The organism is Aquabacterium sp., from assembly GCF_036273115.1.
GTDB lineage: Bacteria > Pseudomonadota > Gammaproteobacteria > Burkholderiales > Burkholderiaceae_C > Aquabacterium.
The window spans coordinates 135989-159494 of record NZ_DASUIN010000012.1; the positions used below are offsets into that span (position 1 = coordinate 135989).

The window sequence follows — 23506 nt, forward strand, 5'->3', positions numbered from 1 at the left end:
TTCCTCCGACGATTTCAAGCAAATTTCAGACTGCGTAGTAGCCATAGGCCGAGTTGACCTTCTTGCTACTGCATTTATTGAGTACCGACATCACCACCGGGCACGTTTCCAGGGTGGCAAAGGCCTGCGCGACCGATGTCTTGGGGGTGCGGTCGGCCTCGACCACCACCACGATCTGACCCATGTGGATGGCCAGCACGCGCGACTCGGTCGAGGGCAGCAGGGGGGGCGCATCGAACACGATGATGCGGTCGGAATAGGTTTGTGCCAGCTCGTTGAGCAGCGATTCCATCGCACCGCTGGCCAGCAGTTCGGTCGTGTTGGCCACGCCGGAGGCCGAGCCCGCTGGCAGCAGGGTCAGCTTGGGCACATTGGTTTTCAGCATGACATCGGCCAGGTCGAGACCGGGCTGCGTCAGCACATCGAGCAAGCCTGGCGAGGGGGGGAGCCCGAGTCGGTCCAGTATCGCTGGGCGCACCACATCGGCATCGACCAACAGCACGGTGTGGTCCAGTTCCATGGCCAGGCTGATGGCCAGATTGATCGAGGTGTAGGTTTTGCCCTCGCCAGGCAGGGCGCTGGTCACCATGATCAGATTGGCGCGATCGACTGGTGCGGCGCCTTCGCCCGTGGCATTTTTCAGCAAGGGGCGCTTGATGATTCGGTACTCTTCCTCGAGCTGGCTGCGTTCGCGCCCGGGGACCAGAAACCCTCGCTCGCCCAGCCTGAACAGGTTGAGCTCCACCTGTTTGGAGCGGCGCTCGCTGCGATCTTCAGCAGAGGGCGCTTGCCCTGCGGAGGGCTCTGTGGCGGATGCCATCGGCGCGACGCTCAATTCGGGTTCGGGGGCTTGGGCGGCACCGGGGCTGCTGGTCGGGGTGGCCGGTGTCGTCGCGCCTGCGGGGCCATCCTCAACGCCAGCCGCACCCCAAGGCACGTCTATGCCGGAGCGGCGCAACTGCTCAATACGCTTGGCGGCCTGTTCAATGGTGTTCATCTGACGTCCTCAAAAACCGGAGTGCGTGATGATCCAAGCGACCCAGCACAGATGGGTGAACGCCATCGCACCGAAGATCGAGAAGAACTTGATGTTCTGGCTGCGTTGGGCCAGTTTGTCCGCTGGCGAGACAAACATCGACACCGAGCCCAAAACGGGGCGGCCGGATATTTCTCGCAACTCTGTGGCGGTGTGGAAGCTGGGAAAGAGTTGGCTCAACCCAAATGCCACGCCAATGCCGGCCACGATGGCTACGAACAAGGACGCCAGCGACAGAATCTGCCGGTTTGGCATGACGGCGCGCGGGTCGACGCGAGTGGGTTCCACCATCTTGAAGTCGGCCAGCTGAGCAGCCTGGTCGAGACGAACCCCGAGGAAGGCGGACTCCCGACGGGATACGAGCTGTTCGTAGTTCTTGCGCAGCACTTCGTAGTCGCGGTTCATTTGCGCCAGCTCGGCTTCGGTCTCAGGAACCTTGCCGGCCGTGGCCTTGATCTGGTCGAGGCGCGACTGCTGCACCGACAGCTGGGTGCGCAAGGAGGCCACCTGTGCTTCGGCTTCAGCCAGCGAGATGCGGATCTTCTGGTAGACGGGGCTGGTGGCGGCGCCACGTCCGCCGGTGCGCGAGGCGCTCAGTTCGGCCTGACGTTGGCGCTCCAGTTGCGCGATGGAGCGGCGCGTGGCGATCACGTCGGGGTGCTCGTCGGTGAAGCGACGCAGCAGGTCATCCAGTTGGCGCTTCTGGGCGTCCAGGCGCAAGGCCGTTTCCGAGGGGGCGGCACTGGGCGCGCCTGGGTCAGCTGGCAATTGCGGGTCTTCGTTGGACAGTTCGCGCTTGAGCGCGTCGCGGCTGTGCTCGGCGGCGCTCAGGTCCACCCGCAGTTTGGCGATCTCGTCGGACAAGGCGGAGGCGCGCGAGAAGTAGTCCTGGTTGGTGCCGCTGACCACTCCAAAGTTGCGCATCTTGAAGTCTTTGAGGCGATTCTCGGCTTCAGTCAGCTTGGTTTCGTAGGTGCGGATCTGGTCGTCGATGAAGCGACGGGCCTCCTCCGAGTCACGGCGCTTGCCGCCCACGCCAGAGTCCACAAACAGATCGACCAGGCCTTGGACGACGTGGTTGGCACGTTGGGGATTGGTGTCGCGATACGACAGGGTGTAGAGATTGTTGGTGGCCGGCGCGATCTTGATGTCCTTCATCAGGCGTTCAATTTCGCGGTCGCGCGAGTAGGCGTCTTTCTTTTTGTAGCCGATATTGGGCTGGTCTACCAGCCGCTCGATATTCGGGCGCGAAATCAGCGTTTTGGCCAGCATTTGCACTTGCTGGTCAATATCGGGCTGAAAGGCCAGGCCCGACATCAGCGGTTTCAGAACCGTCTGGGTGTCGACAAACACTTTGGCGCTGGCCTCATAGCGGTCGGACATGAGCGTGATGCCAATGGCCGCCAACACGGCCACCGGCCAGGCTACCGCCAGGGCAATCCAACGCCGCAGCCAGATTGCGAGGGCAATTTGGCTGATTTTCTGGACGATTTCGTTCATGCTTGAAAGACTACTCGGGCCAACGCAGGGGGATCTAGTATCTTAGAACCAGCTTTGCGGGATGATGACGATATCGCCAGGCATCATTTCGACGTTGGCAGAAATATCACCGCGCTTGAGCAAATCCTTCAGGCGCACGCTGTATTGCTTCCCGCCTTCGGCACCGCGAACCAGTACGGCGCCATTGCCGTCAGCAAAATCGGTCAGGCCTCCGGCTTGCAGCATCACGTCGAGAATGGTTTGCCCTTTTCGGAATGGCACCGACTGAGGTTTTCCTGCCTCACCCACAATTCGAATCTGCTCGGTCGAAACCCCTTGGAAATTGTTCACCACCACGGTGACCACGGGTTCGCGGATGAATTTGCTCAGGGCTTTTTCAATATCGCGCGACAGGTCGGCTGGATTGCGGCCAGCCGCCTGCAAATCTTCGACCAGCGGCAGAGAGATGCGGCCGTCTGGGCGCACGGTGATGTTGGCCGACAACTCGGGGTTGCGCCACACCACGATGTTGAGCACGTCCATGGCGCCGATCTTGTAGAGCTGCTCGGCGTTCTGCACCTTGGCCGGCGCTTCGGGATAGCGGCTGAGGCTGCCGCAGGCGGTCAAGGACACGGCGCCAGCCAGAGCCAGGCTCAAGGCGATGGCCGAGGGGCGAATGTATGAGGGCATGAAACGCAACGACATGGGGGGGTCTCCAGGAACACATCTGTTACCGCGATGCGATAAGTATCAGCGAAAGGCGCGGTGAAAATGGCAAAGGCTGCGCTTGCGGCCAAGAATCATTTTGCTTGGCGCAGGGGTGCTCTGAAAATCCCACGATTCAGGGCTGAATCGCCCTGTTGTCGCGTTGGTGTGTGGAATCGGTCACGGAATCGTGACCGATTTAAGGCGCACGCCAATTATTGGGTCGACAAACTCAGGCCGGCATGCTCGCGCAGCGGGTGGAAATGAATTTGTGGGTGGCGCTCGGCGGTCAGTCGCAGGTCGTAGGCCGAGGTCATCATGTAGGCCAGGGTGTCGGCCGCGTCCAGCGCCAGTTTGCTGGCGTTTTCGTCGGTGAACTTCTTCATGGCTTCAGGCGTGTCGGCTGTGATCCAGCGCGCGCCCGTGAAGCGGCACGGCATCAGGCGGATGTCGACCCCGTATTCGGCCTTCAAGCGGTGTTGCACCACTTCGAACTGCAATTGGCCCACGGCGCCCAGCAACATCGAGCCGCCCACCTCGGGTCGGAAGACCTGAATGGCGCCTTCTTCTCCCAACTGCAGCAAACCAGCTTGCAACTGCTTCGATTTCATGGGGTTGGCCAGTTCTACGGTCTGGAACAGTTCAGGCGCGAAGAAGGGCAGGCCGGTGTATTGCAGGTTGATGCCATCGGTGATGGTGTCGCCCAACTGCACGCCGCCGTGCGTGGTGAAGCCGATGATGTCGCCGGCATACGCCTCGTCCACTGCTTCACGGCGTTGCGACAGGAAGGTCACCACCGAAGTGGGGCGCAACTCCTTGCCGCTGCGTTGCACCTTCAGCTTCATGCCGGGCGTGTATTTGCCCGAGCAAACGCGCACAAAGGCGATGCGGTCGCGGTGAGAGGGGTCCATATTGGCCTGCACCTTGAACACCACGCCCGAGAAGTTTTCCATCTCGGGGGCGATTTCCTTGTGCGAGCCGTCTTTTTCGGTGCTGAAGCGGGGGCGGGGCGACGGCGCCAGGTCCACCAGCGCGTCCAGCACCTCTTGCACGCCAAAGTTGTTCACGGCGGAGCCGAAGAACACGGGGGTTTGCTTGGCAGCCAGGAATTGTTCGATGTCGAAGGCGGGCGCTGCTTCGGCCATCAGTTCCATGTTTTGCTCAGCCAGCTCCCACTCGTGGCCGAATCGAGCGGCCAGCTTGTCGCGGTCGCTCAGAGGGACCACTTCGTCGTCTTCTCCGCGCTTGTCGGCACCGGCGTCAAACAGGCGCATCGACTGTGTGCGCAGGTTGACGATGCCGCCGAATTGTTTGCCTTGGCCCACCGGCCAGGTCATGGGCACGCAGGGCATGCCCAGCTCGGCTTCGACTTCGTCAAGCAATTCCAACGGATCGCGGCCTTCGCGGTCCATCTTGTTCACAAAGGTGATGATGGGTGTGTCACGCTGGCGGCACACCTCGATCAGGCGCTTGGTCTGGGCTTCCACACCGTTGGCCGCGTCGATCACCATCAGGGCCGAGTCCACCGCGGTCAGCACGCGGTAGGTGTCTTCCGAGAAGTCCTTGTGGCCCGGGGTGTCGAGCAGGTTGACCACATGGTCGCGGTACAGCATCTGCATGACGGACGAGGCCACCGAGATGCCGCGCTGCTTTTCGATTTCCATCCAGTCCGAGGTCGCGTGGCGCGAGGCCTTGCGCGCTTTCACCGATCCGGCAATGTGAATCGCGCCGGAGAACAGCAACAGCTTTTCCGTCAGCGTGGTTTTACCCGCGTCAGGGTGGGAAATGATGGCAAAAGTGCGGCGGCGGCCGGTTTCAGGGGCGTAGGGGGACGAGGACACAGCAGGGCTCCAGCAGGCGCGGAGAGGACCAGACTGGGTCGTGCGCCCGCGCGAAGGCGCCAATGCTAGTCGATTAATGCAGGTGTGGGGCGATGAGTTGATGCCGGCCGGCTAAACTGGGCAACCCAGCGCTTAACGCACCCCATGAAATCCAGTTCATTTTCGTTTGGCCCGCCTCCGGCCCAGCTCGCCCAGGCGAAGTTCCATCAAGCGCTGACCTTCCATCAGGCCGGGCAGTTGGCTGAAGCGTTGGCAGCCTACCTTCAGGTCATCCAGGTGCAGTCCAAGCATTTCGATGCGTTGAACCTGGCGGGGGCGATTTCATTGCAGCTGGGCCAGGCTCAGCAGTCAGTGGACTTGCTGACCAGGGCGCTGAAGATCGACCGCCAGCATGCGGGTGCGCATAACAACCGGGGGGCGGCGTATCAGCAGTTGGGCGAGTGGGATCTGGCCATGCTGAACTTCAACAAAGCCCTGGCTCTCGACCCCGAGTCGGAGAAGGCCTATAACAACCGGGGCAATCTGTGGCTGCGGTTAAAACAGCCGGAACAGGCTTTGCACGACTTTGACCGAGCTCTGGCGGTCAAGCCCGACTACTTTTCTCCGCACAACAACCGGGGCACGGCTTTGGGCGATCTTCAGCGGTACGCGGAGTCGCGCGCCAGCTTCGATCAGGCCATTCAGCTCGCGCCTGGCTCCGTGGAGGCTCACTGGAATCTGGGCATGTCGTGCCTGCGTCAGGGGGAGTTTGAAACCGGTTGGCGGGAAACTGAGTGGCGTCTCCAGCGCCCGGCCCTGGTGGGGCTGCAGGAGAGCTACCCGGCGCCCATGTGGACGGGTGTCGAGCCTCTGGCCGGCAAAACCATTTTGCTTTGCCATGAGCAAGGATTGGGCGACACCATTCAGTTCTGTCGCTATGCGGGTCTGGTGCGAGAGCTGGGCGCGCGCGTTGTGCTGCTCGTTCAGCCTGCGTTGGCGGCGCTGCTCAAAGATTTGCCCGGCATCGACGTGCTGGCGCAGGGCGATGAGGTGCCCGCGTACGACTTCTACTGTCCTTTGCTGAGTTTGCCCATGTTGTTCAAAACGGATCTGAGCAACATTCCCCGGCCGCCCGATGTCATCCATCCGAGCCCGGCGCGGGTCGCGCAATGGCGTGCCCGGTTGGGTGAGTCCGGCAAGCCGCGTGTCGGGTTGGCGTGGAGTGGCAACCCTTCGCATGTGGATGACTTCAAGCGCAGCATTCCCCTGCAAGAGTTCGTTGCCTGGCTCTCGGACGACATTCAATGGGTGAGTCTGCACAAAGAGGTGCGTGACGCCGACATGGTGACGCTCAAGGCGCATCCTCAGATCTTGCACTTTGGCGATGAGTTGCATGACTTTTCCGACACCGCGGCCTTGTGCGAACTGATGGATGCGGTGGTGTCGGTCGACACCAGCCTGGCGCATCTGGCCGCCACCATGGGGTGCCCCACCTCGGTGCTGGTTGCCTGCAACCCCGACTGGCGCTGGCTGCTGGAGCGTTCTGACAGCCCCTGGTACCCGAGTGTCACGTTGTACAGGCAGCCCGAGTCGGGCGATTGGGCTGGGGTGTTGCAATCTGTCCGATCTGACCTCGGGCGACTGGTGACGCACTGATCAGGCGCCCACCAAGGCGCGGGTCCGTGTTAAAAACAGGCCTCGCACTGGATCTCGGAGACATCTGGCTTGAACGAAATGCTGTGTCGCGTGTTTGGATGGACTCCCGGACAAGCGGCGTCTCAAACAGAAATCTACATTCGCTCCATGATGGCGGTCGCCGTGATCGGGGCGGCCGTGCACGTCATTTTCCTGTGTCTCTTTGCGGCTTTGGGTGTGCACCCACTGGCCGTGCTCAACGTGTTCAGCGTCGCGGCCTATGTCGCCGTCTTTTTCCTGGTGCGCAAGCGGCCTCTCCTGATGGAGTGGGTCATGGGTGCCGAGATCTGCTTGCACGGTATCGCCGCGGTCTACCTGATCGGATGGGAGAGCGGCTTTCACTTCTACATCATGCTCATCGTTCCCATCGCGTTTGTCAGCGGGGGGGTAAGTGAGCGCGGTGCCATGTGGGCGCGTTGGGTCTGGGGTGTCGGCAGCGGTGTGCTGTACATCGCGCTGGACGCCTCCGTGCGCCATGCCATGCCAGCTTACCCATTGGCTTCGGCGGTGGTCGGTGGTTTGCGTGCCTTCAATCTGGTGTCGACCTTCGCGATCCTGGGTGGGTTGGCGGCGGTCTACCGTGTGCTGTTGCTGCAAGCTGAATCGGTGCTGCGTTTCCAGGCTTGCACCGACCCACTGACGCAATTGCAGAACCGGCGTTCGGTGCTGGATGTGGTCCAGCACGAGGCGGCTGCCCTGAGTCGAATGGGGCGGCCCTTGACCGTCATTCTGGCCGATGTCGATCACTTCAAATTGGTCAACGACCGGCATGGTCATCAGGCCGGAGATGCCGTGCTGCAAGCGGTGGCGGCCGTGTGCACGACCACCGTTCGCCAAATGGACCATGTGGCGCGCTGGGGCGGTGAAGAGTTTCTGGTGGTGCTGCCGGCGACTGATTTGCCTGAAGCCCTGCTGGTGGCCGAGCGACTGCGTGCCCAAGTGGCTGCGCAGGTGTGCCAGTCGGCCAAGGGCCCGATTCCTGTGACCTTGACCTTGGGCGTGGCGCAGATGCGCCAGGGCGAATCGGTCGACCAGCTCATTTCTCGGGCCGATCAGGCCTTGTATCAAGGCAAGCAGGCGGGGCGTAACCGGGTGGTGTCGTCCGGCGGCGAGGCGAATTCCCCTTGATTTCCTGGGCATTTCTTGTCTTGTGAGGCCAAGGGGCGCCCGCTATAATGAGTTTCCGCTTTCGAGGAGCGTTGCAAGGTCGTGCGTGTCTGCCACGGCCCCAGGCTCGAAAGTCTTGTCTTTTGCAACGGCGCTCACCCGCATGTGTCCCGCTGGGTGAGTTGTATCTGTCGCGTCCTTCCGATGCGGCGCGCGTTCCCGGTCTGCACGGCGGCTTCTACCCGTTTGAGGAGCTCAAGTCATGTCCAAATCCCTGATCACTGAACACAAGGGCGTCGAGTGCGTTGTCGCCGACATGTCGCTGGCCGCCTGGGGCCGCCGCGAAATCAAGATCGCTGAAGCCGAAATGCCTGCGCTGATGGCCATTCGTGCCGAGTACGCACCCAAGCAGATCCTGAAGGGCGCGCGCATCACCGGCTCCTTGCACATGACCATCCAGACCGCCGTGCTGGTTGAAACTCTGCAAGCCCTGGGCGCTGAAGTGCGCTGGGCTTCGTGCAACATCTTCTCGACGCAAGACCACGCCGCCGCCGCTTTGGTGGAAGCAGGCACCCCCGTGTTCGCCTACAAGGGCGAATCGCTGGAAGACTACTGGGACTACACCCACCGCATCTTCGACTTCGGCCCCAAGGGCACCGAAGGTGAAGGCCCCAACATGATCCTGGACGACGGTGGTGACGCCACCCTGCTGATGCACCTGGGCAAGCGCGCCGAGAAGGACATCACCGTTCTGGACAACCCCACCAGCGAAGAAGAGCGCATTCTCTACGCCTCGATCAAGGCCAAGCTGGCGGTGGACAACACCTGGTACACCCGCAAAGCGGCTCAGATCATCGGCGTGACCGAAGAGACCACGACCGGCGTGCACCGTCTGAACGAAATGAGCGCCAAGGGCACCCTGCTGTTCCGCGCCATCAACGTGAACGACTCGGTGACCAAGTCGAAGTTCGACAACCTGTATGGCTGCCGCGAATCGCTGGTGGACGGCATCAAGCGCGCCACCGACGTGATGATTGCCGGCAAGGTGGCCGTGGTGTGCGGTTACGGCGACGTGGGCAAGGGTTCCGCTCAAGCCTTGCGCGCCCTGTCTGCCCAAGTGTGGGTGACCGAGATCGACCCGATCAACGCCCTGCAAGCCGCCATGGAAGGCTACCGCGTGGTCACCATGGACTGGGCGGCCGACAAGGCCGACATCTTCGTGACCACCACCGGCAACCGCGACGTGATCACCTACGAGCACATGGCCGCGATGAAGAACAACGCCATCGTCTGCAACATTGGTCACTTCGACAACGAAATCCAAGTGGCCAAGTTGGAAGAGAACTGCGAGTGGGAAGAGATCAAGCCCCAGGTGGACCACGTCATCTTCAAGGATGGCAAGCGCATCATCTTGCTGGCCAAGGGTCGTCTGGTGAACCTGGGTTGCGGCACCGGCCACCCCAGCTACGTGATGTCGTCGAGCTTTGCCAACCAGACCATCGCCCAGATCGAACTGTTCGCCCACCCCGATGCTTACGACATCGGCAAGGTCTACGTGCTGCCCAAGCACCTGGACGAAAAGGTGGCTCGCTTGCAGCTGACCACGCTGAATGCACAACTGACCGAGTTGACCGACGAACAAGCGGCTTACATCGGCGTGCCCAAGCAAGGTCCTTATAAGCCCGACACGTATCGCTATTAACCCCCCCTACGGCCTTCGGCCGCCCCCCAGGGGGCACCGCCAGTGGACCAGCGAAGCTGGCTCCACGGCGGTTGCTTGGTTTGGGTGGTGAGGTCACCTTACAAGGAATTGCATGCCACGCGCAGACCAACTGATCGTTCAACAAGGGCTCGCGCCCACCCGCTCCGCCGTGAATCGCTTGGTCGATGCCAGCGCGGTGCAATGGCTCAGCCCCAAAGGCTGGGTCCCTGTGCGCAAGGCGGGTGAAGACCTGCCAGACGATGCCCAGTTCCGCGTCACCAATGACGATGAGCTGCGTTGGGTGTCGCGGGCCGGGCTCAAGCTCGAAGGGGCGCTGAGCCAGATCGAGTTGAACGTGTCCGGCATGCAATGTCTGGATGTGGGGCAGAGCACCGGCGGTTTCACCGATGTGCTCTTGACGCAAGGCGCCAGCCGCGTGGTGGGTGTCGATGTGGGCCATGGTCAGTTGCACGACAAGCTCAAAGCCGATGAGCGTGTGGTGGCCTTGGAAAACATCAACGCCCGCGAGCTTGAAGGCAGTGCCTTGGCCGATCATGCGCCAGAAGAGGGCTTTGATCTCATCGTGGCCGATCTGTCATTCATCGCCTTGTCGAAAGTCGTGCCTCATCTGGGCCCGTGGCTCAAGCCCGGTGGTCAGGTGCTGTTGTTGATCAAGCCTCAGTTCGAAGTGGGCAAGGAGCATGTCGGTAAAGGCGGGGTGGTCAAAGACCCGGCGCAACACGCGCGCGCCCGCGACATGGTCCGCCGTGCCTGTACCGATCTGGGCTGGAAGGTCCACAAAGGGTTCGCCAGCCCCATTCCCGGCGGAGATGGCAACCTCGAATTCTTTATCTGGGCGCAGTCGCCTGTTGAGCCCGCCGCTTGACGGTCGGCGTCCTGATTCGATTGAAAGTCTGAAAGCATGAGCAAGCCTGCTGCCTCCTCGTTGCCCGTGAGCTTCGAGTTTTTCCCGCCCAAGACCCCCGAAGGGGTCGACAAGCTGGCCGCTGTGCGCCAACAGTTGTACCCCTTGAAGCCGGAGTATTGCTCGGTGACCTATGGCGCCGGCGGATCGACGCAAGACGGTACGATCCAGACCGTGCGGGCCATCCTGGCTGAAGGTGTGGACGCCGCGCCGCATTTCTCTTGCATTGGGGCCACCAAGGCTTCGGTGAAGGCCCAGCTGGAAGCCTTCCAGGCCGATGGCATCAAGCGCATCGTGGCCCTCAGGGGCGACCTGCCCAGTGGCTACGGTGGCTTTGGTGAATTCCGCTACGCCAGCGAACTGGTGGCCTACATTCGCGAGGCCACGGGCGATCACTTCCACATTGAAGTGGGGGCCTACCCTGAAATGCACCCCCAGGCCAAAAGCCCTGCGGCAGACCTGCAAGCCTTTGTCACCAAGGTCAAGGCCGGAGCCGATGTGGCGCTGACTCAGTACTTCTTCAACACCGACGCGTACTTCCGTTTTGTCGATGAAGTGACCAAGGCCGGCGTGCAGATTCCGATCATTCCCGGCATCATGCCCATCATCAACTCCACTCAGTTGATGCGGTTTTCCGATGCCTGTGGCGCCGAGATCCCGCGTTGGATTCGCACGCGCCTGGAAAGCTTTGGCGATGACAAGGCCTCGATTCAGGCCTTTGGCCTGGATGTGGTGACGGAGTTGTGCGAGAAGCTGCGCGCTGGCGGTGTGCCGGGCTTGCACTTCTACACGATGAACCAGGCCGGGCCCGTCAAGGCTTTGTGTGAGCGCCTGAATCTGGCTTGACCAGGGGCGTCCAACGACGCGTCTGAAAAGACTTGGGGGCGGTTCGATCATGCCGATCGACCGCCCCCAAGTGTTTAAAGTAACCGAGATTTAGTTGCCGGTGTAAGGCACGGTCTCGAGGGCATTGCCAGGCTGGATGCTGGCGCAGTTGTTGGGCGCAGCCACAGGCCCAAACAAGCCGCCGAATCGGTCATTGACCCACAGCATGGCTTGGGGCAACCACGACACCATGGATGTGAAGTGGCTCAAGGAGTACTCGACGTGCTTGATGGTGACGCCTTTGGCGCAGTACTGGCGAGCCAGGGTGCGAACGTCGCCAGCCAGCATCACGCCGTCACCCTTGCCCCAGATGGGCGAAGCGGGCGTGCCTTCCAGTTCACCACCGGTGCCTTGGCCGATGAACATGGGGATGGTGGGCGTGCCGCCGGTGCCCATCACGATCTTGTTGACCGCATCGACATAGGGCTTCAGCTTGGTACGGTCTTCGTACTCAGGCTTGACGAGGTCTTTCCAGTACGTATTGGGGTATTGCAGCAGCACGTTGACGATGGAGGCCTTCTGCATCTTGTTGTAGATCTCCATGCCCTTGGGCGACAGGTACTGGGGCAGATCGATGCCGTATGAGCGGCTCACGCCGATCAGAGCCATGGGGGCAATGCCGCCCCACATGGGGGTGCCTTGAACGTAGTCGAGGTTGTGGTTGGGGTGAACCAGCACGCCACCGATGGCGACGCCCACCAGGTTCTTGTTCACGTCGGGGGCATAGGTGGGGGCCAGTTCAGCAGCCCATTCGGAAGCGATGGCGCCGCCCGAATAGCCAATCAGAGCCACTTTGGCGTTGCTGGACAGGCCGATGGCGGGCGAGTTCTTGGCGGCGCGAATCGAGTCCAGCGTGTTGTAGCCGTATTCGGGGCCGGCTGCGAAGTCGGCTTTCTGACCTTGCGTGTCAGAGATGATGACGGTGTGACCCTTGATCAGGAAGGGCGCGATCAACGCGGTTTCCACGCCGGGGATCAGATCACCCAGGGTCTTGCCGCCAGCGATGGCCCACGAAGGTTGGTCAGCCGGGTTCAGCGAGTCGTAGAACGACTGGTACGAGACGACCTTGTTCTTGTTCGGGCACAGCAGCGAGCAATTGGGCTTGATCACGGTGGTGACGTTCACCGCGGGGCGCAATTGCGCATCGGTGGAGCGGTACAGCAGCTGGGTGGCCTTGAAGCCCAGCGACAGGCCCAGAATTTGGTAGTTGACGACGCGGGTGTTCAGCACCGTACCAGGAGCAATGTTCGCCAGCGGGGTGGCGCCGGTGTACTGGTAGAAGGGGTCGTCTGCAGGGGAGGTGGCTGCGCTGGCCACGCTTGGCAGCATCACGGCTGCAGCAGCGGCCGCAACGAGCGATGGAAAGAAGCGTTGGGTGCTGAAACGGAAGCTCATCAATGTCTCCTGTATTTGAGGCATTGATCGTGCACCGAGAAGTGTTGTCCGTTTGTCTTGTGATGGACAAATCACGGGTTACTGATGATGGTGATTGTCTGGGGGTTATGGGTGCCAATTGGTGCCGTTTAACTCAAGGCGTTGTGGTTGCGTCTCGGTTGCCGCCGGGCGATGGCGTCCTCAGCGCCTCTTTGTACATCTCGGGCCAGTTCTCATAGCCAGCCAGCGCTTTGAGTTCGTCGAGGTTCAGGATGGTGATGCGACCATAGGCCAGCTGAATCCACTTCGCATCGCTCCACTTGCGCAGGATGGGGTTCAGCGTACTGCGCGCCATGCCCAGGGTTTGGGCCAGCTGTTCCTGCTGGATGTCGATGTGGGGGCGGTACGTGTCCCTCAGGCCCAGCCCGGCTGCCTGAATCAACAGTCGGCGCGCCACGCGCTGTTCCGCCGGCGATTTGACCATTTCATCCAGCACAAAAAATGCGATCCGGAGCTTGGCGGATAAAAGCATCGAGATGTGGTGCCAGCCCTGCGGCTCGTCCTGTAGCCATGACACCAGAGCCGGCCTGGGAAGGTGCAGCATGGTGCAGGGCGCGTCGGCTTTTACCGTATGCGTGTACGGGCCACCGTCGGCCAGACCCACTTCGCCAAACCAGGCTGGCGGCGTTAAGTGAGCTAAAACGCCCTCGTTGTCAGGGGCGAGCTCGTTCATGGCCAGCGCCACGCCGTCCAGCAGGCAGTACAGACCGTTGTTCGCTTGTCCTCGGCGGACGATGCTTTGCCCAGCCGGGATGTGTTTGACGATCCCGTAGGTCAGGATCTTTTGCTGCAGTGTGTGCGGCAGCTTGGTGAACCAGGGGTCTTCCGCGAGTAGCAGAGAAGTGTCGGGCGCCAACTTCATGTCTCCTTCGGTCGCTTGCTTCGAGGGGGAATGCGGGCGGTTATAGCTCAGGCAAAGGGGGCATGCCATGGAGAAGATGGGCATACCAGCGATGTCAGGGGTTGTCTTGTGATGGCTGAATCACATTTGCATCAAATGGGTTCCTGTGTGCTGCCTTATGCGGGCCGTACACATGACCTGCTTCAAATGCGAGGCGTTTTCTGATCTGCATCAAGGACAGGGGTAATCCCTCGGTTTGTCCCTTCTGCCTGAAGGGGCAACTTGATTCAGAACAACTTCTGAAGGGGGGGCTCTTGATGCAATGAGCACATGGATTCGCGATGTGCTGAGTCCAACGTTTTCCCGCTTCACATAAGAAGGATCGACCATGAAGAACCAAACCGCTCTGTCCCGTCTGATCGCTGCCGCTCTGGCCGTGGCCGCCATGGCTCCTGTGGCCGCTCAGGCCGAAGGCAATTTCCTGGTTCGCGCTCGCGCCGTGGGCATCGCCCCTGCCAACGACGGCCAGAACGTGCTCAACGCCGAGGTGGAACTGAACAAGAAGGTCATCGCCGAGGTCGATTTCACCTATTTCTTCTCGCCCAACTTCGCGGCTGAGCTCATCTTGACCTACCCGCAAAAGCACAAGGTCATGATCAATGGCGCTGAAGCCGGTTCGCTCAAGCACCTGCCTCCCACCCTGACGGCCCAGTATCACTTCCTGCCGACCGGCCAGATTCGTCCCTATGTGGGCGCTGGTGTGAACTACACCAACATCACTGCAGTGGATCTGCCCTTGAACCTGAACCTGGATCGCGGTTCGTTCGGCTTCGCCATCCAGGCCGGTGTGGACGTGCAGGTCGCTCCGCAGGTCTTCGTGAACTTTGACATCAAGCAGGTCAACATCGAGACCAAGCTGCGCACTGCAGCCGGCGCCGAGGCCGGTACGGTCAAGGTCAACCCGGTTCTGGTCGGCGTGGGCGTCGGCTACCGCTTCTGATCGTCTGACGTCATCCGCGTGCGCGGTCTGATGACTGCGTGCGCCCGCCTGTGCAATCGTGCAGGCGGAGATCGACCTCTGTGCTTGGCCAGCCTTGTGGTGGGGTTGGCCACACCCCATAATCAGCTGCATAGACGACCACCGTGTGGTGCGTTCGATTCGAGCAAGGGGAGTGTGTGAGCAGCAGAGGTCGGTGGGTTTGTGGTGTCCTTTTGGGCGCGTTGGGCTCGTGTGGATGGCTGCCAGGTATGGCCGGTGCAGCCACTTTGCCATCCGAGTCAGAGTCATCTGTGGTGGACGCGGGGGCTGAGGGCTCAACTACGACCGACGCCATTCTGGAATCGACCAGTCGTACTGTACGCTCCACCGTCGAGTGGCTTGCCCGCGGCATTGATGGCACCTTCGGTGACAAACCTTTTTCCGAGGGTGGCAAGGTCAGCGATGGCCGCATTGGCTTGAGTCTGCTGACTCGCGAAGACCGTTCTGCCTCGACCAATGTGCGCTTCAACGCACGCTTGAGGCTCCCCAATCTAGAGCGTTACCACTACCTGTTCATCGGGAACGATGATCGGCGGGCCATTGTCACGGACCAACCCGGCGAGATTTCTCAGCAGGAATTGATTCGGCAGAACACCCGTGCCGATGATTCCTTCTTTGCCGGCGTGGGGGTGTGGCTGGAAGAGTCGATCGACTTGCGTCTCGGCTTTCGCGGGGGCTTGAAGCCGTATGCCCAGGCTCGCTACCGTCGTCCTTGGCAACTGGGGCCCTCAGACCTGATCGAAGTCAGGGAAACCATCTTCCTGACGGTGGCTGACCGATTCGGATCGACCACGGCCTTGTCGTACGAGCATGGCTTCAGTTCAGACGTGGCCCTGCGCTGGTTGAATGCGGCGACCGTGACTCAAAAGTCGCGCAAGGTGAATTGGGCCAGCACTTTGGGTCTGTATCAGTCTTTTGGCAACGAGCGTGTGCTGGGCCTGGAGGCACTGATGAACGGCGTCGGTGGGGCCGAGGTGCCAGTGGCCGACTATGGCGTGCAGGTCAAATGGGACCAGCCCGTTTACAAGCGGGCCTTGTACGGCGAGGTGGTGGTGGGGCACTTCTGGCCCCGACCTACCCAGGCCAGCCCCCGAGAAGGGGTCTGGGCCTTGGGGGGCGTGATCACGCTGCGGTTTTGACGCGGCGACGGGCGGCCACGGCAATCACCAGACCAGCCAGCGCCAGAGCGTAGGTTTCTGGCTCAGGCACGGCTGCTGCGAACGCCTGACCCAGAACCTGGTGAGCCGCGGCGGTGGGGTGCACCCCGTCCCAGAACAGATAGTCGTCCGGGTTGGCGCACAGCGTTTTCTTGGCGGCATCGAAGCAGGGCAAGGTCGTGACCTTTCCGCCCTGAGCATTCATGATGGCGATCTGCGACATCAGGAAAGCCGAGGTGTCGAAGGTGCGAATCTGAACGCCGGCGAGATTTTGCTGCAACTGGCTCAGCCCGTTGCTCAGCAGCGAATTGAAGTACGCCGATTGCTGGCTGGCAACAAACGCAAAGCCGGGGTTGTTGACATTCACGCCCAGGGCCATGGGTGTCACGCCCAGATTGGGCATCAAGGGCACGAAAAAGTCGCGAGCCCCCATGTTGTACAGGTCGTGAATGTTATTGAGCAGGTTGTTCGATGCATTCGGCGCGGTGCTCGGGTTGAGCATGTCGGCGAAGAAGTCGTTCGGGCCGGCCCAGACCATGTACAGAGCCGAAGCGTCGGCGTGACCGCCTGTGAGCATGCCGTACTGGGCGACCTGGCCTGTCACACCTGTGCCGTTCAAGGCATCACCCAGGTAATTGGTGGTGCCGGTTTGTGCGCCGCCATAGGCATAGTCGGTCAGGCTCAGGCCCAAAGTCTGGGCCATCACTTCAACGGCCACGGGGCCGTTGGAGAAGCGCCCGTTGAAATAAGGCGCGGGCGGCTGGCCGATCAGATTGAAGAGATTGCCGTTATCAGACAGGCTGTCGCCGAAGGCGATGATCTTGGAATAGCTGGCGCTGGCAGGCGCGGCCAGGCAGGCGGCCATCAGACCGGCCAGCAATGGGGAAACGTACTTGTTCATCTCGTGTCCTGTTGTGGTGATGTGGCTCGCCTACACACAAGTAGGGCCATGTGACACGCATTGAAGCGACTTGAACAAGAGGGCGTGAGCGGGTTAGTCCTGAACCCTTCCCTGACTTGACCGAATTCCCCTTACTTGCGGGGGCTGTGTGGGATCCATCAGCCGCCGTAGGTGTGTTGCTCTGTGATCACCGCGAGCAAGGGTTGGTCGTGCGCTTGAGCTTGCCATTGGGTGCCGCTGAGCAGTCCGTTCTGCCAGGCCACGCCGATGGCGGTGATGCCAGGGTGGGCCGACAGGTAGCGGTCGAAATAGCCGCCGCCGTAGCCCAGGCGCCAGCCGTCTTCCGTGAAGCCGACGCAGGGCACCAACACCACATCAGGTTCGATGGGGCGACCCGACGGGGCGGGAATGCGGCACTCGTCCACCGTGTCGGGTTCCTGGCCATTCCACTCGCGAAAATGCATCTCGACCGGGGCGCGACGCGCAAAAGGCAGGGCCAGGCGACAACCGGTTGCGTCTTGGGCCAGCACAGCGAGGTCCCTTGGGTTAAATTCCCCCTGCATTGGCCAGTACACCCCCAGGCACATGGGTTCCAGTTGTTCCACCACCGTCAACAGGCGAGCCTGTAGCGCGGCTTGAGCCTCCAGAGCTTGAGGGGTGAGGATCCAGGCTTGGCGATCGTTGAGCAGTTGGCGGCGCAAGGCGCCACGATCCAGGGGGGAGAGGTCAGGCATGACAGAGAGACACAAGGCAAATCAATTGATCAGAACAAGCAAGTATGCAGTGCTGCGGCCCATGGCAGCAGCGGTGATGGCGGTCGCGCTCGGCCTGGGCGCGGGCTGGGTGGCACCCGTGCACGCCGCAGACGGCGATGACAGCACGTTTCAGGAGGCTCGTGAAGCCTGGCGAGTGCGCGACAAGGGCAAATTGCTGGCCGCCCGCAACGCCCTGATCGCCGCAGGCCACCCATTGGCGCCTTGGGCTGATTATTGGTGGGTGCAGGCCCGCCTGACTGAGTTGGGGCGCACGGAGGCCGACGAGTTTCTGGCCCGGTGGCCTGATGCTTATGTGGCCGATCGCTTCCGCAATGATTGGTTGCAGGAGTTGGGGCATCGCGGCGATTGGGCCACCTTCTTGCGCATTCAACCAGGCTTTCGCATGAACGACGACCGTGAGGTCGTGTGTTGGGGGGTCCTGGCCAGGCAGCAATCGGGGGCCCTGATGGAAGGGCCGGGCGATTGGCGCGAGCAGGCGCGTCAGGCCTGGTGGGCTCAGAAAGATCCGGACCGTGGCTGCGATGCCATGGCTCAGGGTTTGTGGGCGGCAGGCGTGCTGACGGCTGACGATGTCTGGCGCAAGCTGCGTCTGGCTGTTGAAATCGACCGTCCGAATGTCGTTCAGCAATCCGGCAAGTTGCTCGGCGATGTGATCGGGCAAGCCATTGCTCGCCTGATGGCGCAGCCTCAGGCGTTTCTGGCGCCGGGAGCCGCGGCCGGTGGGGGGGCGCTGCAGCGTGGCAGCGAGCGGGATCTGCGGCAGCCGCCTGGCGCCGCCATCGGTCCGACCCCTGCAGGCAAGAAAGCCAAGGGCAAGGCCAAGGGGAAGGCGGCCAAGTCTCGACCCAGCCTGGCGCCCATGCCTCTGGCGATTCCTGCTGAAGCGCAGGGGCCCTTGAATCTGCTGGCTTTCATTCGCTGGGCCAATGTCGACCCGGTGGCCGCCGCACAGGCGATGGCCGATCCGTCGGCACGCATTCGCTGGAAGTGGCGTGCCGAGGAAGCGGCCTGGGCCTGGGCGCAGCTGGGCCGGGCGTTCGCCTGGCGCCAGATGGCCGATGCACCGGTCTACTTTGAGCGGGCTTTGGCCGACAGGGCCCTGGCCAATGTCAGCAACCAGCCTGAGTTGGCCAAAGGTTTGGGCAACTGGTCTGCGGAAACGCTGGCCTGGATGGCGCGCGCCGGTGCGCGTTCGGCCACGGCGGGCGACGCATCCCGATGGACGTTGGTGGAGCAGGCGGTCGATGCGATGTCGCCCGAACAGTTGACCGATTCAGCGTGGACTTACTGGAAAGCGCGAGCCTTGTTGGCGCGGGCCGGCCAGGGCGCGAATGACCCCACGCGGCAAAAGGCGCGCGAGCTGATGGCTCGCATTGCCAGTCCGCTGCACTTTTACGGGCAACTGGCGGCAGAGGAGTTGCATGGCGCCCCCGCCAAGGCCCCGCCGCGGCCCGCCGCCCCCAACGAATTCGAGTTGGCGCAAGCACGCGCGTTGCCAGGGGTGGACCGGGCCTTGCGGCTGTTCGCCCTGGGGTGGCGCAACGAGGCGGTGCGTGAGTGGAATTTCACCGGAGGCTACGGCAAGCCCGGCGGCTTGAGTGACCGTGAGCTGATGGCGATGGCCGCGATTGCGTGCGACCAGGAAATCTGGGATCGCTGCATCAACACCAGCGACCGGACCCGCCAGGAAATCGACCTGAACCAGCGTTACCCGATGCCGTTCAAGCGCGATGTGCTCGCGGCGGCGCGCGATGTGGGGCTGGACCCGGCCTATATGTATGGGCTGATGCGGCAGGAGTCGCGCTTCATTGTCGCGGCCAAGTCCAGCGTGGGCGCGTCGGGTCTGATGCAGGTGATGCCGGGTACGGCCTCCTGGACGGCCAAAAAGCTCGGCATTCCCTACACGCCCGACCTCATCACCGATCGGGTGACGAATTTGCGCATTGGTGCGGGCTACCTGAAGCTGGTTCTCGATGACCTGGGGGGCTCGCAGGCGATGGCCGCCGCAGCCTATAACGCCGGGCCCTCGCGGCCGCGCCGCTGGCGTGAAGGGGCCAAGGTCGATGCCGCGGCTTGGGTGGAGAACATTCCCTTCAACGAAACCCGCGACTACGTGAAGAAGGTGTTGGGCAATGCGGTGGTCTATGCCCACATCATCGACGGGGTGCCGATGAGTGTTCGCAAGCGTCTGGGCGCCACCATCGGGCCGCGTGCTGCCAGCGCTCCGCCGCCTGAGGCTGATCTGCCCTGATTCGCATGGGGCCCCAAACAAAAACGGCCCCGAGGGGCCGTTTTCGTGGCTGATTCGGTGGAATCAGGCGGCTGCCAGCAGCATGGCGGTGTCGAACGCGCTGCTCATGGGGGGCAGGTTCATGATCATGGGCTGAGGGGCGTTCTTGGACACCTTCACGGGCTTGGCCGCAGGGTCGTTTTGAGCCACATCGGCCTTGTCCCAGTTGCCAGCCGACTCTTTGCCCGACACAGCAATGGAATAGAACACGCGGAACGCGATCTTGCGCTCGCCCCAGAAGTCGGCGGCGTCGCGGAAGGCGTCGAGCAATTGCTCGCGGGTCTCGCGGTCGAAACGCGAACCGTCTGGCAGCAGTTCCAGCACCACGACGAAACCAGGCTGCGGACCCGACTTGTGAACCAGATCGGTCATGCAGTCGTACAGGGCATCAAGGTTCTTGCCGAAATGGTCGGGGAACAGGAAGTCGCGGGCGATGATGTCCAGCACGTCCTGCTTGTTCTGGGCTTCGGCCAGATTCGTGTACAGGAAGTGTTGGCCAGCTGCTTGGGCTGCCTGTTGCAAGTCTTCCGGGCGGAATGCGCGGATGGATTGAACGATGTTGGGTCGAACGGATTGCAACAACATGATCGCTTGGGCCCTGGTTGCATGAAGAGAGTCTGCATGCCCTCAGGGACTGAGTTGAGGGGTCAAGGAAAGAACGAGAAAAGAGCGAAAACCGACAAGTTGCTCAGCGCCGGGGATCAATCACAAAGAAGCTGCTGTAATGATCCGCGGTGTAGAAACAAGTTTCCGGTTTTTGAACATCTTTACCTCCACACACAATGCGACGGGGACCGCGGTCCCTGACACCTGGCGTGCGAACGGTGTATTCACGATAAAAGCCGCGCGGCTGACGCGGTAGGATTCTTTCCCGATTGCCAAAAACGATGCCGTCTTTGGCATAGGCGAAAGGACCGCCTGTGTGAATGCGTCTGTGAACCTCCTGGGCCTGCCTGGGCAGGGATGACAGAGGAACGGCAGACAGTTGGGACTGTGTGACTTCGGGTTCGGGGGCGCGGCGGGCCAGCACATCGCTGACAGGCCCGAGAATCGACCACCCGATCGCGAGGGCACACAGTGCCTGCTTCACCTTTCGATGGCTCGAGACAGCAGCGCCCGATGCGGTTTCCGTGGTGTTCGGAAGGGTCACCATGATGCTGTGTTTCCAGCCTTGATCAGTCAGCAATTCGGCGATTCGTGAAAGCCGTGATGCTACCGAAAAGGGCCAAAAAGCTCAAGGCCCCGGGGCGCGAAATAGGGCGCACCCGGGGCCTTTTGGTGGGGGGTTGACAGTTTGTGATTTAATGAAAGGTTCGGTTTAACGCACCGCGTTCGCGTCGGCCACCGTCATGGCGGTCATGTTCACAATGCGTCGAACCGTGGCCGACGGGGTCAGGATGCACACCGGTTTGGCCGCTCCCAGCAGCACCGGGCCCAGTGCAATGTTGTTGCCCGCCGCGACCTTCAGCAGGTTGTACGAGATGTTGGCGGCATCGATGTTCGGGCACACCAGCAGGTTGGCTTCGCCGCTCAGGGTGCTGCGCGGCATCAGTTCCTGGCGATAGGGCTCGTCCAGGGCGGTGTCGCCATGCATTTCGCCGTCGATTTCCAGCCAGGGTGCCTGCTCCTGAATCAGTCGCAGGGCATCGCGCATCTTCACTGCCGAGGGCTGGTTGCTCGAGCCAAAGTTCGAGTGCGACAGCAGGGCGGCCTTTGGGCGCTGGCCAAAGCGCATCATTTCCTCGGCCGCCATGATGGTGATCTCGGCCAGTTGCTCGGCCGTGGGGTCGTAGTTGATGTGCGTGTCGAGGATGTTGACGGTGCGGCCCGGCAGGATCAGTCCCGTCATGGCGGCGTAGGTCTTCACCCCAGGACGCTTGCCGATGACCTGGTCGATGTAGTGCAGGTGCAGGGCCGTCGAGCCCCAGGTGCCGCAGATCAGGCCGTCGACTTCGCCCTTGTGCAGCAGCATGGAGCTGATCAGGGTCAGGCGGCGGCGCATCTCGATCTTGGCCATCTGCTCGGTCACGCCCTTGCGGTCGGCCAGGCGGTGGTAGGTTTGCCAGTAATCGCGGTAACGTGGGTCGTTTTCGGTGCTGACGATGTCGTAATCGACGCCGGACTTCAGTCGCAGGCCAAAGCGCTCGATGCGCTGCTCGATGACTTCCTTGCGGCCGACCAGGGTGGGGCGCGCCAGGTTTTCGTCGACCACGATCTGGGCGGCGCGCAGCACGCCTTCGTTTTCCCCCTCAGCGTAGGCGATGCGCTTGTTCTTGGCGCGCTTGGCCACGCTGAAGATGGGCTTCATCGTGTGACCTGAGGCGTACACGAAGCTCTGCAGCTTTTCCGTGTAGGCCGCGTAGTCGGTGATGGGGCGAATGGCCACGCCCGAGTCCGCTGCCGCCTTGGCCACGGCCGGGGCAATCTTGATCATCAGGCGCGGGTCAAAGGGCTTGGGAATCAGGTATTCCGGCCCGAAGCTCAGGGTCGCGCCCACATAGGCGGCCGCCACCACGTCGCTCTGCTCGGCCTGGGCCAGTTCGGCAATCGCGTGCACGGCCGCGATTTCCATCTCATCGGTGATGGTGGTGGCCCCGGAGTCGAGTGCCCCACGGAAGATGTAGGGGAAGCACAGGACGTTGTTGACCTGGTTGGGGTAGTCTGTGCGGCCGGTGGCCATGATGGCGTCGTCGCGCACCGCCTTGACTTCCTCGGGCAGGATCTCGGGCGTGGGGTTGGCCAGGGCGAAGATGATCGGCTTGGCGGCCATCTTGGCCACCATGTCGGCCTTGAGCACGCCGCCGGCAGACAGGCCCAGGAACACGTCGGCGCCTTCGATGACTTCGGCCAGCTTGCGCTGATCGGTCTTCTGGGCAAACATGGCCTTGTCTGGGTCCATCAGTTCGGCGCGGCCTTCGTAGACCACGCCAGCCAGGTCGGTGACCCAGATGTTTTCGCGTGGCAGCCCCAGTTTCACCAGCAGCTGCAAACAGGCCAAGGCGGCCGCGCCGGCGCCAGAGGTCACCAGTTTGACTTGCTTGATGTCCTTGCCAACCACCTTCAGGCCGTTGATCAGCGCCGCGCCGACCACGATGGCGGTGCCGTGCTGGTCGTCGTGGAAGACCGGAATCTTCATGCGCTCGCGCAGCTTGCGCTCGACGTAGAAGCAGTCTGGGGCTTTGATGTCTTCGAGGTTGATGCCGCCGAAGGTGGGCTCGAGGCTGGCAATGATCTCGACCAGCTTGTCGGGGTCTTTCTCGTTGATCTCGATGTCGAACACATCGATGTCGGAGAACTTCTTGAACAGAACGGCCTTGCCTTCCATCACAGGCTTGGCGGCCAGGGGGCCAATGTCGCCCAGGCCCAGCACGGCGGTGCCGTTGGTGATCACGGCCACCAGGTTGCCCCGGCTGGTGTACTTGAAGGCCGTGGTGGGGTTCTCTACGATTTCTTCGCAGGGTGCGGCCACGCCAGGCGAGTAGGCCAGGGCCAGGTCACGCTGGTTGGTCAGTTGTTTGGTGGCGCTGATGGCCAGCTTCCCCGGGGTGGGGAACTCGTGATACTCAAGCGCGGCCTTTTTGAGCTCGGCGCGTTTTTGTTCGGGGGTCGTCATGTAGGGGTGCCCTTTCGTGGCAGAACCCCGATTCTAGGAACTTCGGCGAGTGCTTGTGGCCCTTGCTTTTAATTCTCCAAGTAAAAAGGCCCGGCGGGAGC

18 protein-coding genes, 1 pseudogene and 1 riboswitch are annotated in these 23506 nt (G+C 61.9%); of the genes and pseudogenes, 8 read left to right on the forward strand and 11 right to left on the reverse strand.

Translation table 11 applies throughout. The annotated features are described in order from the left end of the window. Positions 1-25: 25 nt before the first annotated feature. The 4 genes from VFW72_RS05255 to VFW72_RS05270 form a co-directional block, all read right to left on the reverse strand. Positions 26-997, reverse strand: coding sequence for an XrtA-associated tyrosine autokinase (locus VFW72_RS05255; RefSeq protein WP_329673218.1), 972 nt, complete (start codon positions 995-997; stop codon positions 26-28). A 9-nt stretch (positions 998-1006) separates the two neighbouring features. Next, positions 1007-2536, reverse strand: coding sequence for an XrtA system polysaccharide chain length determinant (locus VFW72_RS05260; RefSeq protein WP_329673219.1), 1530 nt, complete (start codon positions 2534-2536; stop codon positions 1007-1009). 42 nt (positions 2537-2578) lie between these two features. Continuing rightward, positions 2579-3220 carry an XrtA/PEP-CTERM system exopolysaccharide export protein gene (locus VFW72_RS05265; protein WP_329673220.1) on the reverse strand — a complete coding sequence of 214 codons (642 nt, stop codon included), beginning with the start codon at positions 3218-3220 and terminating at the stop codon, positions 2579-2581. 215 nt (positions 3221-3435) lie between these two features. Then, positions 3436-5061, reverse strand: a complete 1626-nt coding sequence (locus VFW72_RS05270) for a peptide chain release factor 3 (protein ID WP_329673221.1) — start codon at positions 5059-5061, stop codon at positions 3436-3438. Positions 5062-5205: 144 nt separating this feature from the next. On the opposite strand from VFW72_RS05270, the gene VFW72_RS05275 reads away from it, so the two are divergent. The 5 genes from VFW72_RS05275 (at position 5206) to metF (ending at position 11315) form a co-directional block, all read left to right on the forward strand. Next, complete coding sequence (locus VFW72_RS05275) at positions 5206-6696, forward strand: tetratricopeptide repeat-containing glycosyltransferase family protein (protein ID WP_329673222.1); 1491 nt, start codon at positions 5206-5208, stop codon at positions 6694-6696. Between the two features lie 78 nt (positions 6697-6774). Continuing rightward, positions 6775-7863: a GGDEF domain-containing protein gene (locus VFW72_RS05280; RefSeq protein ID WP_329673325.1), complete on the forward strand. Its 1089-nt coding sequence runs from the start codon at positions 6775-6777 to the stop codon at positions 7861-7863. 57 nt (positions 7864-7920) lie between these two features. After that, positions 7921-8006, forward strand: a riboswitch (S-adenosyl-L-homocysteine riboswitch). 98 nt (positions 8007-8104) lie between these two features. Then, on the forward strand, positions 8105-9544 hold the full coding sequence (ahcY, locus tag VFW72_RS05285) for an adenosylhomocysteinase (RefSeq protein WP_329673223.1): 1440 nt from the start codon (positions 8105-8107) through the stop codon (positions 9542-9544). A gap of 112 nt (positions 9545-9656) precedes the next feature. Next, positions 9657-10430, forward strand: coding sequence for a TlyA family RNA methyltransferase (locus VFW72_RS05290; RefSeq protein WP_329673224.1), 774 nt, complete (start codon positions 9657-9659; stop codon positions 10428-10430). 36 nt (positions 10431-10466) lie between these two features. Further along, complete coding sequence (metF, locus tag VFW72_RS05295) at positions 10467-11315, forward strand: methylenetetrahydrofolate reductase [NAD(P)H] (protein WP_329673225.1); 849 nt, start codon at positions 10467-10469, stop codon at positions 11313-11315. A 90-nt stretch (positions 11316-11405) separates the two neighbouring features. Here the strand turns inward: metF and VFW72_RS05300 are convergent, their stop codons facing one another. Next, on the reverse strand, positions 11406-12749 hold the full coding sequence (locus VFW72_RS05300) for a lipase family protein (protein ID WP_329673226.1): 1344 nt from the start codon (positions 12747-12749) through the stop codon (positions 11406-11408). 133 nt (positions 12750-12882) lie between these two features. Next, positions 12883-13650: a Crp/Fnr family transcriptional regulator gene (locus tag VFW72_RS05305; protein ID WP_329673227.1), complete on the reverse strand. Its 768-nt coding sequence runs from the start codon at positions 13648-13650 to the stop codon at positions 12883-12885. Between the two features lie 367 nt (positions 13651-14017). Between VFW72_RS05305 and VFW72_RS05310 the strand changes: the two genes are divergently transcribed. Both VFW72_RS05310 and VFW72_RS05315 read left to right on the forward strand, forming a co-directional pair. Beyond that, positions 14018-14629: an OmpW/AlkL family protein gene (locus VFW72_RS05310; RefSeq protein WP_329673228.1), complete on the forward strand. Its 612-nt coding sequence runs from the start codon at positions 14018-14020 to the stop codon at positions 14627-14629. A gap of 248 nt (positions 14630-14877) precedes the next feature. Then, complete coding sequence (locus VFW72_RS05315) at positions 14878-15807, forward strand: hypothetical protein (RefSeq protein WP_329673229.1); 930 nt, start codon at positions 14878-14880, stop codon at positions 15805-15807. Here the strand turns inward: VFW72_RS05315 and VFW72_RS05320 are convergent. Then, on the reverse strand, positions 15791-16726 hold the full coding sequence (locus VFW72_RS05320; RefSeq protein WP_329673230.1) for an SGNH/GDSL hydrolase family protein: 936 nt from the start codon (positions 16724-16726) through the stop codon (positions 15791-15793). The two genes, VFW72_RS05315 and VFW72_RS05320, sit on opposite strands and share 17 nt — an antisense overlap. Before the next feature lie 158 nt (positions 16727-16884). Beyond that, positions 16885-17460: a 5-formyltetrahydrofolate cyclo-ligase gene (locus VFW72_RS05325; RefSeq protein WP_329673231.1), complete on the reverse strand. Its 576-nt coding sequence runs from the start codon at positions 17458-17460 to the stop codon at positions 16885-16887. 76 nt (positions 17461-17536) lie between these two features. Between VFW72_RS05325 and VFW72_RS05330 the strand changes: the two genes are divergently transcribed. Beyond that, positions 17537-19753 (forward strand): lytic transglycosylase domain-containing protein, encoded by a 2217-nt coding sequence (locus VFW72_RS05330; protein ID WP_329673232.1) that lies wholly within the window; start codon positions 17537-17539, stop codon positions 19751-19753. 237 nt (positions 19754-19990) lie between these two features. On the opposite strand, the pseudogene VFW72_RS05335 reads toward VFW72_RS05330, so the two are convergent. The 3 genes and pseudogenes from VFW72_RS05335 to VFW72_RS05345 all read right to left on the reverse strand — a co-directional run. Continuing rightward, positions 19991-20377 (reverse strand): annotated as a pseudogene (locus VFW72_RS05335) (barstar family protein); the annotation flags it as partial. A 103-nt stretch (positions 20378-20480) separates the two neighbouring features. Beyond that, on the reverse strand, positions 20481-20945 hold the full coding sequence (locus VFW72_RS05340; protein WP_414638776.1) for a ribonuclease domain-containing protein: 465 nt from the start codon (positions 20943-20945) through the stop codon (positions 20481-20483). A 165-nt stretch (positions 20946-21110) separates the two neighbouring features. After that, entirely contained in the window at positions 21111-23405 is a 2295-nt protein-coding gene (locus tag VFW72_RS05345) for an NADP-dependent malic enzyme (RefSeq protein ID WP_329673233.1), read from the reverse strand. Positions 23406-23506 lie beyond the last annotated feature (101 nt).

Excerpts from the sequence above, each read along its gene's own strand:
- metF (WP_329673225.1), top strand. The coding sequence starts at position 10,467 with ATGAGCAAGCCTGCTGCCTCCTCGTTGCCCGTGAGCTTCGAGTTTTTC.
- VFW72_RS05280 (WP_329673325.1), top strand. The coding sequence starts at position 6,775 with ATGCTGTGTCGCGTGTTTGGATGGACTCCCGGACAAGCGGCGTCTCAA.
- VFW72_RS05340 (WP_414638776.1), bottom strand. The coding sequence starts at position 20,945 with ATGGTGACCCTTCCGAACACCACGGAAACCGCATCGGGCGCTGCTGTC.
- VFW72_RS05290 (WP_329673224.1), top strand. The coding sequence starts at position 9,657 with ATGCCACGCGCAGACCAACTGATCGTTCAACAAGGGCTCGCGCCCACC.
- VFW72_RS05325 (WP_329673231.1), bottom strand. The coding sequence starts at position 17,460 with ATGCCTGACCTCTCCCCCCTGGATCGTGGCGCCTTGCGCCGCCAACTG.
- VFW72_RS05265 (WP_329673220.1), bottom strand. The coding sequence starts at position 3,220 with ATGTCGTTGCGTTTCATGCCCTCATACATTCGCCCCTCGGCCATCGCC.
- VFW72_RS05275 (WP_329673222.1), top strand. The coding sequence starts at position 5,206 with ATGAAATCCAGTTCATTTTCGTTTGGCCCGCCTCCGGCCCAGCTCGCC.
- VFW72_RS05300 (WP_329673226.1), bottom strand. The coding sequence starts at position 12,749 with ATGAGCTTCCGTTTCAGCACCCAACGCTTCTTTCCATCGCTCGTTGCG.
- VFW72_RS05305 (WP_329673227.1), bottom strand. The coding sequence starts at position 13,650 with ATGAAGTTGGCGCCCGACACTTCTCTGCTACTCGCGGAAGACCCCTGG.
- VFW72_RS05320 (WP_329673230.1), bottom strand. The coding sequence starts at position 16,726 with ATGAACAAGTACGTTTCCCCATTGCTGGCCGGTCTGATGGCCGCCTGC.
- VFW72_RS05315 (WP_329673229.1), top strand. The coding sequence starts at position 14,878 with ATGGCCGGTGCAGCCACTTTGCCATCCGAGTCAGAGTCATCTGTGGTG.
- VFW72_RS05345 (WP_329673233.1), bottom strand. The coding sequence starts at position 23,405 with ATGACGACCCCCGAACAAAAACGCGCCGAGCTCAAAAAGGCCGCGCTT.
- VFW72_RS05255 (WP_329673218.1), bottom strand. The coding sequence starts at position 997 with ATGAACACCATTGAACAGGCCGCCAAGCGTATTGAGCAGTTGCGCCGC.
- VFW72_RS05260 (WP_329673219.1), bottom strand. The coding sequence starts at position 2,536 with ATGAACGAAATCGTCCAGAAAATCAGCCAAATTGCCCTCGCAATCTGG.
- VFW72_RS05330 (WP_329673232.1), top strand. The coding sequence starts at position 17,537 with ATGGCGGTCGCGCTCGGCCTGGGCGCGGGCTGGGTGGCACCCGTGCAC.
- VFW72_RS05310 (WP_329673228.1), top strand. The coding sequence starts at position 14,018 with ATGAAGAACCAAACCGCTCTGTCCCGTCTGATCGCTGCCGCTCTGGCC.
- ahcY (WP_329673223.1), top strand. The coding sequence starts at position 8,105 with ATGTCCAAATCCCTGATCACTGAACACAAGGGCGTCGAGTGCGTTGTC.